Source organism: Enterobacter sp. MGH 16, assembly GCF_000493175.1.
Classification (GTDB): Bacteria; Pseudomonadota; Gammaproteobacteria; order Enterobacterales; family Enterobacteriaceae; genus Enterobacter; species Enterobacter roggenkampii.
This window is the reverse complement of the sequence record NZ_KI535695.1, coordinates 1,297,275-1,311,222: the sequence shown is the minus strand read 5'-3', so window position 1 is coordinate 1,311,222 and position 13,948 is coordinate 1,297,275. Positions and strand designations below refer to the sequence as shown.

Genomic DNA, 13,948 nt, shown 5'->3' with positions numbered 1-13,948 from the left:
ATGGCCGCTGAATCGCAACTCAATCCCACCCAGCCCGTAAACCAGCAAATCTATCGCATTTTGCGACGTGATATTGTCCATTGCCTGATCCCACCGGGAACGCCGCTTTCTGAAAAAGAGGTCTCCGTGCGTTTTGACGTTTCCCGTCAGCCGGTGCGTGAAGCGTTTATTAAGCTTGCGGAAAACGGTCTGATTCAGATCCGCCCGCAGCGCGGCAGCTACGTGAACAAAATTTCACTCTCTCAGGTGCGCAACGGCTGTTTTGTTCGCCAGGCCATTGAATGCGCGGTGGCGCGGCGTGCCGCAACGCTTATCAACGACAAGCAGTGTTACCTGCTGGAGCAAAACCTGCATCAGCAGCGGATTGCGATTGACCGTAAGCAGCTGAATGATTTCTTCCAGCTAGATGATGAATTCCACCAGAAGCTGGCGCAGATTGCGGATTGCCAGCTGGCCTGGGACACCATCGAAAACATCAAGGCCACCATCGACCGCGTGCGTTATATGAGTCTCGATCACGTCTCTCCACCGGAAATGCTGCTCCGACAACACCATGATATTTTCAGCGCGCTGGAAAAACGCGACCCGGACGGCGTGGAAAAAGCGATGACGCTGCATCTGCAGGAAATTAGCGAATCCGTGCAGCTGATTCGTCAGGAAAATAGCGAGTGGTTTAGCGAAGAATAATATTTCGCCGCGCCCTTTCGGGTGCGGCGAGAGGGTTAGCGAACGACTAACACCGGAATGGTTGCGTAGCGCAGGATAGATTCCGCATTTGATCCCAGCAGATGGGTGGTGATGCCTGGGTTTTTCGACCCGATGACGATCGCGTCATATTCCCCCTCTTTGCTCAGCCTGATAATTTCATCGCGGACGTTGCCAAAGCGAACCAGGCTGTCAATTTTCTCCGGCGAGATATCGAACAGCCTTTTTAAGACGTTCATTTTCTTCCCGGATTCCTCAGTCATATATTCTTCGAACTTTTTAATATCGGCGTTAAAACCGCGCAGTAGGGATCGGCTGCTGGTCGGCAGAATATTGACCAGGGTAATCGACGCGCCCTCGGCCTTCGCGAGGTTAGCCGCGTGGCGAACCGCTTTGTCGCTCAAATCCATTTCAAATACATCAACAGGCATCAAAATCTTCTTATACATAAGCCTGGCTCCTTATTCCGATGAAAGGGTTATTTCCTGTATCCAGAATGGCATCGGGAATATAAACCAACCCTCAACGCTTCCCTGCTGAAACTATCAGGTAATGAAAATAACGGTCTGCTTTGTCAATTGCTGTCGTGAACCGTCAGCGACCGAGGCAATAAAGAAAAAAGTGTGAGTTTGATCAAAAACAAAAACATCTGATGCAGACAGGCGTATTTATATGCCCCGTGAACGGCAACCCTGAAATAACGCCGTAACGAACAGGTTAGAGAGGAGAAAATACCATGATGACATACGACCGTAACCGCAATGCGATCACCACCGGCAGCCGCGTCATGATTAGCGGCACAGGCAAAACTGGCGTGATTAAAGCGATCCACAGCGACGGGCTGGATGCCGCGCAGGTGCGCCGCAGCAAAACGGTTGAAGTGGAAGGATGCGAAGGTAAGTTCGAACCGATTGAGCTGATTCGCCTGGGTATGCACTAAACGGTGCGCAGACATGCCGCCGCGAACGGCGGCATGTGCTGAATTACCGTTGAGACACGTACTGCGCCACGGTCGCTTTCGCGCCCTTTTGCAGCAGCGTCTGGTATGCCTTCATCACCGCATCAACAAAGACGGCTTCACGCGGTAGCTCCTTGCCAAAGATGGCCTCGATGCCGAGCAGCGCCCTGACCCGGTTTTCCCCTTCCGCACTGCCCTTCACCGCCGCCTGAATCACCGCCAGCTGCGGATCGCTCACGTCAATCGCGTTACCCTGCTCATCCACGCCCCCGACATAGCGCATCCACCCTGCCACGCCCAGCGCCAGCAGCGGGAAAGGCTTCTGATGCACCAGGTGCCAGCGCACGGAATCCAGCATGCGCTGCGGAAGCTTCTGGCTGCCGTCCATCGCAATTTGCCAGGTCCGATGGCGCAGGGCCGGGTTGCTGTAGCGGGCAATCAGGAGATCGGCATAGCGTCCTAAATCGACGCCTTTGACTTTCAGCGTAGGCGCCTGCTCGTTAAGCATCAGGGCGTGCGCGGCGACGCGGTAGTTTTCATCTTCCATACAGTCGTTAATATGCTGATAGCCCGCCAGATAGCCCAGGTACGCCAGGAATGAGTGGCTGCCGTTAAGCATGCGCAGCTTCATCTCTTCAAACGGGATAACATCTGACACCAGCTCGGCTCCGGCTTTGTCCCACGCTGGACGGCCGGCCACAAAGTTATCTTCGATCACCCACTGACGGAACGGTTCACAGGCCACCGCCGCCGGATCGCGCACGCCGGTAAGCTGTTCAATTTTATCCAGCGTGTCGGGGGTGACCGCAGGCACGATGCGATCCACCATCGTTGACGGGAAGGTAACGTGGGATTCGATCCAGTCCGCCAGCTCACCGTCTACCGCACGGGCGTACGCGCAGGTGACATTGCGCATCACGTGACCGTTCTCCGGCATGTTGTCGCAGGACATCACGCTAAACGCCGGCAGGCCCGCCGCCTTACGCCGCGCGAGCGCTTCCACGACCACACCCGGCGCAGATTTCGGCTGGTGCGGGTTTTGCAGGTCTGCGACGATAAACGGATGATCGAGCATCAGTTGCCCGGTCGCCGGGGAATGGCAGTACCCTTTCTCGGTGATGGTCAGCGAGACAATCGCCACCTGCGGTTCGCACATCGCGGCCAGCACGGTCTCCAGCCCGTCAACCTGCGCATGCAGCGCCTTTTTTACCACGCCAACCACGCGGGAGGTCCACGCATCGGCAGACATTTCCGCCACGGTATAGAGATTATCCTGCGCGTTCAGATCGGCAATCTGCTGTTCGCCGCCAATCAGGTTAACCTCACAGTATCCCCAGTCGCTACCGTGTTCCGCGGCGAGGATGTCGGCGTACACTGCCTGATGCGCACGGTGAAACGCGCCAAAGCCTAAATGAACGATGCGTGCTTTAAGGCTGTCGCGATCGTACTGTGGCAGCGTCGCGTTGGCCTGTAATAAGGTATTTTCCATGATTAAGACTCGTTAATTAGAAAGCTGTGGATCGCTGCCGCCCATGCTGAAGCGGCAGCGCCTGCTGACTACACCAACTAGAATGGTAGCTGGAGTAAAAAAAGTGAACTGCCATCAACCATACTGATACTGCCGTTTGAGTTTTTGATTTAAATTAACTTTTGTTCATGTGGTGTGACACAAAATCAAAGCTGTGTGACAGGTAACGCAAGCTATAAACCATCAGCGTCGCGAGGAGACGGCACCGTAACCGACCGTCTCTTTCGGCGCAGACTCGGCTGCGTCTTGCGCCGCGCTTAAATCACGGTCGCGCACTTCCGGCATCAGGATCGCCGAGATCAGTCCAATCACGGAATAGGCCACCAGCATGGCGACAATCGGCCACCAGGAGCCGGTCATATTGCAGAAAATCCCTGCCAGTACCGGACCAAAGCCCACCGCTACGAGACCGCCCGCCTCTTTGGAGATCGCCATACGGGTAAAGCGATTTCGCGAGCCAAACATCTCCGCCATGGTGATATTTTCCAGCGCAAACAGCCCCAGCACGGCGAAGTTATGGATAACGATGATGCAGAGCATGATCGTCCCCGGCGCATAGCTCTTATCGACGATGATCGACAGCATCGGATAGGCCAGAATAATGGCGGAGATATTGAGGATAATGTACGGCAGACGGCGCCCCACTTTATCGGAAAGCCAGCCCAGCAGCGGAATGGAGATAAACCCGAGAATGGAGCTGATCATCAGCGCATCGGTCGGGATGGCCTTATCGAACAGCAGCGTCTGGACCAGATAACCCGCGAGGAAGGTCTGGATCAAACCTGAGTTGCCTGCCTGGCCGAAACGCAGGCCGGTCGCCAGCCAGAAGGATTTGCTTTTCACCATGGAACCCAGTGAGGTGTCCGGCTGCGCAGCTTGCACATCGTTCACTTTCTCAAAGACCGGGCTCTCCTTGAGGTTCATACGCAGCCAGATGGCGAAGATCATCACCACGACGCTGGCGAGGAAAGGCACGCGCCAGCCCCAGGCGAGCAGCTGTTCACGATCGAGGGCAAAGAACATGATGGCCCAGATCGCCGTTGCGCTCAGCGTCCCGCAGTTAGTCCCCATCGCCACCAGCGAGGAGATGATGCCGCGTTTACCTTTCGGCGCGTACTCCGCCAGCATGGTCCCGGCCCCGGAGATCTCGGCCCCGGCACCAAGGCCCTGAATAATGCGCAGCGTCACCAGCAGCACGGGGGCAAAAATCCCGATCTGCGCGTAGGTCGGCAGGACGCCAATCAGCGTGGTGCAGATCCCCATCATGGTGATGGTAATGAACAGCACCTTCTTACGACCAATGCTGTCGCCCATTCTGCCGAAGATAAAGGCGCCGACGATGCGCGCAATATAGCCTGCGCCGTAGGTGCCCATCGCGAGGATCAGCGCCATCGCGGCGGACTGTTCCGGGAAGAAGATCTCATGGAAGACCAGAGCGGCGCCCAGCGAGTAAAGCTGGAAATCCATAAATTCCAGGGCAGTGCCCAGCCAGCCGGAAACGGCGGCTTTCACCAGATCGGATGTGGTTCTTTGAGGTTGTACTTGCGTCATAATGGCTATCTCTGAAAGGTAAGATGCGTACCACATAGCGCCTGTCTGCGCAGGCGCTTAACCGCGTAAATGATTATTGGCCGAACGTGAGCAAAACTTTGCAGCACTGCCGCTGGTCTTTCTCAAACAGTTCAATAGCGTCTTTAACGTGGTGATAGTCAAAGGTATGGGTGATCAGTTTTTCCGGGTCGATCAGCCCCCTCTTCAGCCAGTCGATAACGACCGGGAATTTGTTGGCGTTCAGGCGCGAGGAGAAGATCGCCAGCTCTTTGCCGGTGATGCCCTGCTGAACAATCTGGCTCGGCTCGCTGGAGAACCCCATCAGCACGATGCGCGCCGCCGGCGAGGCCAGGGTTATCGCTTCCTGCAAAATGGAGGGATGGCAGGCGGCATCAATGATTAACGTCGGTTTGATGCCTTTTTCCTCCAGCGCGGCCTGCAGCGACTGCTCGCCATTATTAAAGACCCAATCCGCGCCGCTGCGCCGGGCCATCGCCAGACGCTCGTCTATGCGATCAACCACGATAACCTGCTTCACCTTATAGACGCCTTTCAGGGCCTGAACCGTAACCAGCCCCATCGGCCCGGCGCCATATATCAGCGCGACGTCCTGTTCAGTCGGTTTCGCCTGCCCCGTTACGTTGGCGGCGATGGTGAAGGGCTCAACCATGACGGCGTGCTTATCAGGAATGTCATCCGGAATGGGCCAGGCGTTTTGTGCGGGCACGACCGCATATTCGCTAAAGCCGCCGTCACGGTGAACGCCCAGCACCACCAGCGAGGTGCAGACGTTCGGTTTTCCCACGGAGCACGGGTAGCAGTGCCCGCAGCTGATCACCGGATCGACCGAAACGCGCTGGCCCAGGCGCGCGCTGTCAACGCCCTCGCCCACGGCGTCAATCACGCCAAAAAACTCATGGCCGATGACGCGCGGATACTTCGCAAACGGGTTATGGCCGCGGTAGATGTGGCTATCCGACCCGCAGATCCCGGCCAGCTTGATACTGACGCGGACGTCACCTGCGCCAGGTACCGGGAGTTGACGCTCTTCAATTACCAGTTCGTTCGGCTGTTGAATCACTACGCTTTTCATCGTTTGCTCCTCGCTTACCAGTTCCACAGCGTGCCGTCTTCAAGACGGGCCACCGGCAGATAGGCCGGATCGTACGGGTATTTCGCCGCCAGCTTTTCATCAAACTCGATGCCCAGACCCGGCTTGTCGCCCGGATGCATATAGCCGTTATCAAAGCGCCAGCTGTGCGGGAAGACCTCCAGCATCTGTTCGGAGTAGCCCATATATTCCTGCACGCCGAAGTTCGGCACCCACAGGTCGAAATGCAGCGCCGCGGCATGGCACACGGGCGACAGATCCGACGGACCGTGCGAGCCGGTGCGCACCTGATAGAGCGACGCGAAGTCCGCGATGCGGCGCATCCCGGTGATGCCGCCCGCGTGGGTAATGGTGGTGCGGATATAGTCGATCAGCTGCTCTTCGATGAGCTGCTTGCAGTCCCAGATGCTGTTAAACACTTCGCCTACCGCAATGGGCGTAACGGTGTGCTGGCGGATCAGGCGGAAGCAGGCCTGGTTTTCCGCAGGGGTGGGATCCTCCATCCAGAACATGCGGAACGCTTCGATACTCTTGCCGAAGCGCGCCGCTTCGATGGGCGTCAGGCGGTGGTGCATGTCGTGCAGGAGGTGCTCATTGAAGCCGAATTTACTGCGCACCGCGTCGAACAGCTTCGGCGTGAAGTCGAGGTATTTTTCGGTGGACCAGAGCTGCTCTTCCGGCCAGTCGCCTTTGGTCGCAGGCTCGTAGGCCAGCCCCTTCCCTTTGGCCATGCCGTAGGTGGTTTTCATGCCCGGCACGCCGCACTGCACGCGGATCGCCTTAAAGCCCATCTCTTTGTGACGGGCGTAATCTTCCAGCACGTCGTCAATGGTGTGGCCGGTGGTGTGACAGTAGACCATTACCCCTTCGCGTGAGGCGCCACCCAGCAGCTGGTAGAGCGGCATGTTGGCCGCTTTGGCTTTGATATCCCACAGCGCCATATCCACGGCAGAGATGGCCGACATGGTAACCGGACCGCGACGCCAGTAAGCACCTTTGTAGAAGAACTGCCAGATGTCTTCGATGCGGTGCGCATCGCGGCCAATGAGCTGGGGGCAAAGGTGATCCTTCAGGTATGAGGCCACGGAGAGCTCGCGTCCGTTTAGCGTAGCGTCACCGAGGCCGACAATCCCCTCATCGGTGGTGATTTTAAGGGTGACAAAGTTCCTCCCCGGGCAGGTAACAAACACGTCAGCCGCGACAATCTTCATAATTCCTTTCCTTACATCGTTCGTTGTGATGTCGGAAATTTACGCAACTACACTACTACCATACAAGTATAATGATCGTAAAATAAGCTAACGATCACAAAACCGGGGGCTCATGCGCGGCCCCATCCCGCCACAATAATCAGCATACCGCACAGGGCAATCAGCGCGCCGGCCCAGTCATAGACGCTGAGTTTGACGCCGTCCACCACGCGTAGCCACAGCAGCGCCGTGCAGACATAGACGCCGCCGTAAGCCGCATAAACGCGCCCGCTGGCCGCCGGATGCAGCGTTAACAGCCAGACAAACAGGGCCAGCGCGACGCTTGCCGGAATGAGCAGCAATACGGATCCACCCTTTTTGAGCCAGAGCCAGGGCAGGAAGCAACCGATGATTTCACACAGCGCAGTCGCAAAAAAAAGCAGCGTCGTTTTAAGCATATTTCACGTCAGGTGAGGATTTATTTAACCATCATACCTGATGATGCCCTTTACTTTTCCATACTTGCTCCGCGGGTATGCCGTCATTTCGCTTTAGTGTAGAATCTGTACGGGGTAACTTGATTATCTGCACCCATTTTAAAGGAAACGCTATGACCACATTAAGCAAACGCCTTTGTTTGACAGCCCTGCTGGCGCTGTCATCGTTCGCCTTTGCCGCCTCTGCGACAGCGGAAACCAGCAAGCTCATTATTGAGTCTGGTGACAGCGCGCAAAGCCGCCAAAACGCCGCCATGGACAAAGAACAATGGAATGACACCCGTAGCCTTCGCCAGAAGGTCAACAAACGTGCCGAAAAAGAGTGGGACAAAGAAGATGTCGCTTTTGACGCACGCGATAAGTGTCAGCAAAGTGCAAACGTCAATGCCTACTGGGAGCCTAACACCCTGCGATGCCTGGATCGCCGCACTGGCCGCACGGTAGCCCCATAATGTCGGCGCCCTGCGACGTTAAACTCCGTCCGCTGGAGCGTGAAGACCTGCGCTTTGTTCACCAGCTCGACAACAATGCCAGCGTAATGCGCTACTGGTTCGAAGAGCCTTATGAGGCCTTTGTCGAGCTGTCCGATCTCTACGATAAGCACATTCACGATCAGAGTGAACGTCGTTTTGTGGTGGAGTGTGAAGGTGAAAAAGCCGGGCTGGTGGAGCTGGTTGAGATCAACCACGTTCACCGTCGGGCGGAGTTCCAGATCATCATTTCCCCTGAGCATCAGGGAAAAGGCCTTGCGTCACGCGCGGCCAGGCTGGCAATGGATTACGGATTCAACGTTCTGAATCTCTACAAGCTTTACCTGATTGTGGACAAAGAGAACGAAAAAGCGATCCATATCTATCGCAAGCTGGGCTTTATGGTGGAAGGCGAGCTGATTCACGAGTTCTTTATCAACGGTGAATATCGCAACACCATCCGCATGTGCATTTTCCAGCATCAGCACCTGGCCGGACATAAACCGTCAGGCGCCAGCCTGCTGAAACCTACCGCGCAGTAAGATTGATGACAAACCGTGTCATAAACCGTTGAGCTGTCTTTCTTGCCGGGTGGCGCTGTGCTTACCCGGCCTACAGGGTGCTTCATTGTAGGCCCGTGCAAGCGTAGCGCCGCCGGGCGAAACGCACAAAATGCACTTTACGCTCAGTAATATTCAATCGTGTTCTTGATGGTGTACTTGTGCTCAACGGCGGGTTTGACGCTGTCGTCCGTGATGGTCAGATCGCAGCTCACCGGGTTATTGTGGCGATCGTAGTCGCAGCTCTGCGTCACGTTGCCCAGCGGCTTGTCATTCAACATGCTGACTGCCGAGTAATCCATTCTTTTGCGCAGGTCTTTCGACGGCGTCGACTGGACGGACAGATGCTGATCCCCTGATACGGTGGTTTTGCCCAGCGGGTAACCATCCGCGTCGTAGCGATACTTCACTTCCATCTCTTTACCGTGCGCCGCCACCACAAATCCGTTGTCGTCGGTATCCCACGTTACCCCGGCTGACGGCAGTTCGGCCAGCTGGCATTTGCCCTGCAGCTTCACTTTGCGCTGCTGGGTTTCCGCATCAAGATAGTAATTGGCATCCAGCACCAGCGCCACGCTGGTGTTGGCCTCCAGGTCGTGTAGCTCCAGCGTATCGAAACACCCTTCCGTCGAGACGGTGCCGGTGACCCGTTTAGAGACTTCGCCCTTCTCGTTGAACAGCGTCTGGGTAAAGTCTTTGACCGGGCCGCGCAGCGGATCAAAATCAAATTCGTTTGAAAAACTCGCCATCTCGGGCGTAAACGACAGCGGCGCGGAGCTGTTGTCGCACCCCACCAGTGTTGCTGCCAGGAGCGTTATCGCTGCATATTTCTTCACATTCATTTCCGTACAGGGAGATTATTCCCAATCATATTAGCAAATACAGATGTTTACACGAAGCCTGCTAAAATTAATCTCTACACAGAGAAAAGGAGCTACAGATGAAACGGTTACCCTGGATTACCGCCCTGCTGTTAATGAGTGCCTCAACGGCCGCGCTGGCGGCACCGGATTCCTGCGAGCGCGTGAAAAGCGACATTCAGCAGAAGATCGTCAACAACGGCGTGCCTGAGTCAGGTTTTACGCTGAACATTGTGCCGAACGACCAGGCCGATCAGCCGGGCACGCAGGTCGTAGGCCACTGCGCTAACGACACCTTTAAAATTCTGTACACCCGCACAGGCAGCGGTGCGGCAGCTGAACCTCAGTAATTGAGCGTCAATTCCCTTTGATTTGATAAGGATTAAGATCTAATACCCCCAAATAAGTAACACTCACCCCATCATTAGCCCGGATATCATTTCGGGAGAAATAATACGCAATAATAATGATGGGGTGAGCCATGTCCGATGCTGAACATTACGACGGCGGAATTAGCCGTCGAACTCTCGTAAAATCTACGGCGATAGGTTCTCTGGCGCTTGCCGCTGGTGGGATCTCGCTTCCCTTTGGCCTTAAAAGCGCTGCCGCTGCGGTGAAGCACGCCGTCCAGCCTCCTGAAGATACCGTGGTGTGGGGCGCCTGCTCGGTCAACTGCGGCAGCCGCTGTGCGCTGCGTCTGCACGTCCGCGACAACGAAGTGTACTGGGTCGAAACGGATAACACCGGCGAGGATGTGTATGGCGATCACCAGGTGCGCGCCTGCCTGCGCGGACGTTCTATTCGTCGCCGCATCAATCACCCTGACCGTCTGAACTACCCGATGAAGCGCGTGGGCAAACGCGGCGAAGGCAAGTTCGAGCGCATCACGTGGGATGAAGCGCTCGACACGATCGCCGCCAGCCTGAAAGACGTGGTGGCCAACTACGGCAACGAAGCGGTGTATATCAACTACTCTTCCGGGATTGTAGGCGGCAATATCACCCGCTCCTCCCCTTACGCTTCGCTGGTGGCGCGCCTGATGAACTGCTACGGCGGCTTCCTGAGCCACTACGGCACCTACAGCACGGCGCAAATTGCCTGCGCAATGCCCTACACCTACGGCAGCAACGACGGCAACAGCACCTCGGACATCGAAAACACCAAACTGGTGGTCATGTTCGGCAATAACCCGGCGGAAACGCGCATGAGCGGCGGCGGGATTACGTACTATCTGGAACAGGCTCGCGAGCGGTCCAACGCGCGCATGATTGTTATCGACCCGCGCTACACCGATACGGCAGCCGGACGCGAAGATGAATGGATCCCGATCCGTCCGGGAACCGATGCCGCGCTGGTGGCGGGTATTGCCTGGGTATTAATCGACGAAAACCTGGTCGACCAGCCATTCCTCGACAAATACTGCGTTGGCTACGACGAAAAAACGCTGCCGGAAGGCGCGCCCGCTAACGGTCACTACAAAGCGTATATTCTCGGCCAGGGCGATGACCACACGGCGAAAACGCCGGAGTGGGCCTCCCGCATCACCGGTATTCCCGCCGATCGCATCGTTAAGCTTGCCCGGGAAATCGGCTCCGCTAAACCGGCTTATATCTGTCAGGGCTGGGGACCTCAGCGTCAGGCGAACGGCGAGCTGACCTCCCGCGCTATCGCCATGCTGCCGATCCTCACCGGAAACGTCGGGATCAACGGCGGAAACAGCGGCGCGCGTGAGTCCACCTACACCATCACCATCGAACGTATGCCGCTGCCGGATAACCCGGTCAAAACGCAAATTTCCTGCTTCAGCTGGACGGACGCCATCGCCCGTGGGCCGGAGATGACCGCCCTGCGCGACGGCGTGCGCGGCAAGGATAAGCTGGACGTGCCGATTAAGTTCATCTGGAACTACGCGGGCAACACCCTCATCAACCAGCACTCCGATATCAATAAAACCCACGATATCCTGCAGGATGAAAGCAAGTGCGAAATGATTGTGGTCATTGATAACTTCATGACATCGTCAGCGAAGTATGCCGATATCGTGTTGCCGGACCTGATGACCGTCGAGCAGGAAGACATCATTCCAAACGATTATGCGGGCAACATGGGCTACCTGATATTCCTTCAGCCCGTGACCGCGCCGAAGTTTGAACGCAAGCCCATCTACTGGATCATGAGCGAAGTGGCGAAACGCCTCGGGCCGGATATCCATCAGAAATTTACCGAAGGACGGACGCAGGAACAGTGGCTGCAGTATCTGTATGCCAAAATGCTCGAAAAAGACCCTCAACTGCCGTCCTATGACGAGCTGAAAAAAATGGGCATTTACAAGCGCAAAGATCCGAACGGCCATTTTGTGGCCTATAAAAAATTCCGTGAAAACCCGGAAGCCAATCCGCTGAAAACCCCATCGGGTAAGATTGAAATTTACTCCAGCAAGCTGGCGAAGATTGCGGCCACCTGGGAGCTGGAAAAAGATGAGACCATCAGCCCGCTGCCCGTCTACGCGTCAACCTTCGACGGCTGGGACGCGCCCGAGCGCGCGCGGTTCCCGCTGCAGCTGTTTGGCTTCCACTTTAAGGCCCGTACCCACTCGAGCTACGGTAACGTGGACGTGCTGAAAGCCGCCTGCCGCCAGGAGGTCTGGCTTAATCCCGTCGATGCCGAAAAACGCGGCATTAAGAACGGCGATACGGTGCGCGTCTTTAACGACCGCGGCGAGGTACGAATTGAAGCGAAAGTGACGCCGCGCATCATGCCCGGCGTCAGCGCTATGGGCCAGGGGGCCTGGCACGACGCCAATATGAGTGGCGATCGTGTCGACCACGGCTCATGCATCAACACCCTGACCACGCACCGCCCGTCACCGCTGGCCAAAGGCAACCCGCAGCACACCAATCTGGTACAGATCGAGAAGGTGTAACGGGTGAATGGCGTGACCGTGGTTTATTCTATGGTTTGTATTATCGGTTAACTCAGTCGCGCGGACACCCTCCGCGCGAGCAAGGAAGATGTAATGAAAGATGTCTCACATCGTGAATCGTTCGCGTTCAGCGCCCGGGTGCTGGGTGCGCTGTTTTATTTCGCACCAGACAGCGAGCAGGCCGCGCCGCTGGTGCAGGCTCTCACCGCAGGCGAATGGGTACAGGACTGGCCTCTGCCTTCGGAAACGCTGCGACCCGTAGCCGACACCTTTGCCGCGTCTGCCGATGAGCCGCTGACGGACGCCTGGCAACGACTGTTTATTGGCCCTTACGCCCTGCCCGCGCCACCGTGGGGCTCCGTCTGGCTGGACCGAGAATCCGTGCTGTTCGGCGACTCGACCCTCGCGCTGCGCCAGTGGATGCGGGAGAACGCTATCGCATTTGAAATGCAGCAGAATGAACCGGAAGATCACTTCGGGACTTTGCTGCTGCTGGCGGCATGGCTGGCCGAGAACGGCCGCGAGGCGGAGTGCGCTCAGCTTCTGGCGTGGCACCTGCTGCCGTGGAGCACCCGCTTCCTGACGGTGTTTGTCGAGAACGCCAACCATCCGTTTTATACCGCGCTGGGTAAGCTTGCGCAGCTGACGCTCGCGGACTGGCGATCCGGGCTCCTTATTCCGGTTGCGGAAAAGACGCTGTATCGCTAAGGGGTGTGGCTTGCTCGCGGGTAGCGAGCAAGCTACGGTCAAAAGAGGAAGCTTAAAAAATTTAACTCGAAACAGGAGGCATATTGAATTTAATAATATAAAATAGCTTTTCCTGGTAAGGTCAACACTTTCGTTTGATACATACAAAACAAAACCATGACTAAAAATTATTCTTTCGAAGATAAACGCAAGAAATTACTTGTTACAGCCGTGATATTCAGCGTTTTAGGTGGATGGCTCTGGTATATGTCATGGGCATCTGGCATCTCCCATAATACTATATTAAAAAAATCCGTCCCTGAATGGATGACATATATTTCACTTGGCGTTTTGATTGGAACAATTTTTGTTATGCGCGCTTTTTACCTGCGCACTTTTAACAAAACATTAGAATATATTGCCAGTGCTTTTTTTAGCGGCTTTTGCCTTGGGTTTGTATTGAGCTTAAATTGTTATGATATTTATGTCTATCTCTTCCCGGACAAAATAATTGGCTATGAATCTGAATATGAGGTTGTCTTTCCGGGGCCTTCGAGAGGTAAGCATGGCCATTGTGAAGCGGGTCTCTGGTTAAAAGATCAGAACACCAACAGATGGATTCAGCTTTGTACAAACAAAGAATATCTGCACAGCCACCGTAAGCAGGGAATGACTGGGGTGTGGGTAACGGCCCGTGTGAATAATATTGGAAGTTACATTGTGAGTTATGAGTTTATTTATTTGTAGGCACGACCCTATCTATTTTTGTTCTGGCGAAAATGAATGGTACTCAAGGCCCGCTCCTTGCTTATAGCCGTCAGCCTGATACGTCGCACCAGAGATTGCGCATTCACAGCGGAGAAACCGGCTACGGGCAGGGTCATCTCAAAATCGAATCAGGGTAAATT

At 55.6% G+C, this 13,948-nt stretch carries 15 protein-coding genes; 8 read left to right on the top strand and 7 right to left on the bottom strand.

All coding sequences use genetic code 11. The features are described from left to right. Positions 1–687, top strand: coding sequence for a GntR family transcriptional regulator (locus L362_RS16385; RefSeq protein WP_008502405.1), 687 nt, complete (start codon positions 1–3; stop codon positions 685–687). 35 nt (positions 688–722) lie between these two features. Here L362_RS16385 and L362_RS16390 read toward each other — a convergent pair whose 3' ends face one another. Beyond that, the gene (locus tag L362_RS16390) at positions 723–1,154 is read right to left on the bottom strand and encodes a universal stress protein (RefSeq protein ID WP_023344032.1); all 432 of its coding nucleotides are present in this window, start codon (positions 1,152–1,154) and stop codon (positions 723–725) included. A gap of 287 nt (positions 1,155–1,441) precedes the next feature. Here L362_RS16390 and ydfZ point away from each other — a divergent pair, with 287 nt between their 5' ends. Further along, positions 1,442–1,645, top strand: a complete 204-nt coding sequence (gene ydfZ, locus L362_RS16395; RefSeq protein WP_014883679.1) for a putative selenium delivery protein YdfZ — start codon at positions 1,442–1,444, stop codon at positions 1,643–1,645. Positions 1,646–1,688: 43 nt separating this feature from the next. Here ydfZ and L362_RS16400 read toward each other — a convergent pair whose 3' ends face one another. The 5 genes from L362_RS16400 to L362_RS16420 all read right to left on the bottom strand — a co-directional run bounded on the left by L362_RS16400 (position 1,689) and on the right by L362_RS16420 (position 7,501). Next, positions 1,689–3,152 (bottom strand): mannitol dehydrogenase family protein, encoded by a 1,464-nt coding sequence (locus tag L362_RS16400; protein WP_023344031.1) that lies wholly within the window; start codon positions 3,150–3,152, stop codon positions 1,689–1,691. A 222-nt stretch (positions 3,153–3,374) separates the two neighbouring features. Next, positions 3,375–4,742, bottom strand: coding sequence for an MFS transporter (locus tag L362_RS16405; RefSeq protein ID WP_008502410.1), 1,368 nt, complete (start codon positions 4,740–4,742; stop codon positions 3,375–3,377). 73 nt (positions 4,743–4,815) lie between these two features. Continuing rightward, entirely contained in the window at positions 4,816–5,835 is a 1,020-nt protein-coding gene (locus L362_RS16410) for a Zn-dependent oxidoreductase (protein ID WP_008502411.1), read from the bottom strand. A gap of 14 nt (positions 5,836–5,849) precedes the next feature. Then, complete coding sequence (gene manD / locus L362_RS16415) at positions 5,850–7,064, bottom strand: D-mannonate dehydratase ManD (RefSeq protein WP_023292552.1); 1,215 nt, start codon at positions 7,062–7,064, stop codon at positions 5,850–5,852. A 110-nt stretch (positions 7,065–7,174) separates the two neighbouring features. Continuing rightward, positions 7,175–7,501, bottom strand: coding sequence for a YnfA family protein (locus tag L362_RS16420; protein WP_008502413.1), 327 nt, complete (start codon positions 7,499–7,501; stop codon positions 7,175–7,177). A 152-nt stretch (positions 7,502–7,653) separates the two neighbouring features. On the opposite strand from L362_RS16420, the gene L362_RS16425 reads away from it, so the two are divergent. Together L362_RS16425 and speG are read left to right on the top strand one after the other, a co-directional pair. After that, positions 7,654–7,992: a DUF1283 family protein gene (locus tag L362_RS16425; protein ID WP_008502414.1), complete on the top strand. Its 339-nt coding sequence runs from the start codon at positions 7,654–7,656 to the stop codon at positions 7,990–7,992. Further along, complete coding sequence (gene speG / locus L362_RS16430; protein WP_008502415.1) at positions 7,992–8,552, top strand: spermidine N1-acetyltransferase; 561 nt, start codon at positions 7,992–7,994, stop codon at positions 8,550–8,552. Before L362_RS16425 ends, speG begins: the two co-directional genes overlap by 1 nt. 143 nt (positions 8,553–8,695) lie before the next feature. Here the strand turns inward: speG and L362_RS16435 are convergent, their stop codons facing one another. Continuing rightward, on the bottom strand, positions 8,696–9,412 hold the full coding sequence (locus L362_RS16435) for a YnfC family lipoprotein (protein WP_008502416.1): 717 nt from the start codon (positions 9,410–9,412) through the stop codon (positions 8,696–8,698). A gap of 98 nt (positions 9,413–9,510) precedes the next feature. On the opposite strand from L362_RS16435, the gene L362_RS16440 reads away from it, so the two are divergent. The 4 genes from L362_RS16440 (at position 9,511) to L362_RS0122890 (ending at position 13,787) form a co-directional block, all read left to right on the top strand. After that, complete coding sequence (locus L362_RS16440) at positions 9,511–9,780, top strand: DUF1161 domain-containing protein (protein WP_021241220.1); 270 nt, start codon at positions 9,511–9,513, stop codon at positions 9,778–9,780. Between the two features lie 131 nt (positions 9,781–9,911). Further along, entirely contained in the window at positions 9,912–12,353 is a 2,442-nt protein-coding gene (gene ynfE / locus L362_RS16445) for a selenate/tellurate reductase subunit YnfE (protein ID WP_023344030.1), read from the top strand. A gap of 93 nt (positions 12,354–12,446) precedes the next feature. Beyond that, positions 12,447–13,061 carry a Tat proofreading chaperone DmsD gene (gene dmsD, locus L362_RS16450; protein ID WP_023327344.1) on the top strand — a complete coding sequence of 205 codons (615 nt, stop codon included), beginning with the start codon at positions 12,447–12,449 and terminating at the stop codon, positions 13,059–13,061. A gap of 156 nt (positions 13,062–13,217) precedes the next feature. Next, positions 13,218–13,787, top strand: a complete 570-nt coding sequence (locus tag L362_RS0122890; protein WP_021241217.1) for a hypothetical protein — start codon at positions 13,218–13,220, stop codon at positions 13,785–13,787. The last annotated feature ends 161 nt before the right edge of the window (positions 13,788–13,948 follow it).

Bases quoted from the DNA above. Each gene is read 5' to 3' on its own strand.
- L362_RS16385 (WP_008502405.1), top strand. From the start codon at position 1: ATGGCCGCTGAATCGCAACTCAATCCCACCCAGCCCGTAAACCAGCAA.
- L362_RS16420 (WP_008502413.1), bottom strand. From the start codon at position 7,501: ATGCTTAAAACGACGCTGCTTTTTTTTGCGACTGCGCTGTGTGAAATC.
- L362_RS16425 (WP_008502414.1), top strand. From the start codon at position 7,654: ATGACCACATTAAGCAAACGCCTTTGTTTGACAGCCCTGCTGGCGCTG.
- speG (WP_008502415.1), top strand. From the start codon at position 7,992: ATGTCGGCGCCCTGCGACGTTAAACTCCGTCCGCTGGAGCGTGAAGAC.
- L362_RS0122890 (WP_021241217.1), top strand. From the start codon at position 13,218: ATGACTAAAAATTATTCTTTCGAAGATAAACGCAAGAAATTACTTGTT.
- L362_RS16390 (WP_023344032.1), bottom strand. From the start codon at position 1,154: ATGTATAAGAAGATTTTGATGCCTGTTGATGTATTTGAAATGGATTTG.
- ydfZ (WP_014883679.1), top strand. From the start codon at position 1,442: ATGATGACATACGACCGTAACCGCAATGCGATCACCACCGGCAGCCGC.
- ynfE (WP_023344030.1), top strand. From the start codon at position 9,912: ATGTCCGATGCTGAACATTACGACGGCGGAATTAGCCGTCGAACTCTC.
- manD (WP_023292552.1), bottom strand. From the start codon at position 7,064: ATGAAGATTGTCGCGGCTGACGTGTTTGTTACCTGCCCGGGGAGGAAC.
- L362_RS16440 (WP_021241220.1), top strand. From the start codon at position 9,511: ATGAAACGGTTACCCTGGATTACCGCCCTGCTGTTAATGAGTGCCTCA.
- L362_RS16400 (WP_023344031.1), bottom strand. From the start codon at position 3,152: ATGGAAAATACCTTATTACAGGCCAACGCGACGCTGCCACAGTACGAT.
- L362_RS16410 (WP_008502411.1), bottom strand. From the start codon at position 5,835: ATGAAAAGCGTAGTGATTCAACAGCCGAACGAACTGGTAATTGAAGAG.
- L362_RS16435 (WP_008502416.1), bottom strand. From the start codon at position 9,412: ATGAATGTGAAGAAATATGCAGCGATAACGCTCCTGGCAGCAACACTG.
- dmsD (WP_023327344.1), top strand. From the start codon at position 12,447: ATGAAAGATGTCTCACATCGTGAATCGTTCGCGTTCAGCGCCCGGGTG.
- L362_RS16405 (WP_008502410.1), bottom strand. From the start codon at position 4,742: ATGACGCAAGTACAACCTCAAAGAACCACATCCGATCTGGTGAAAGCC.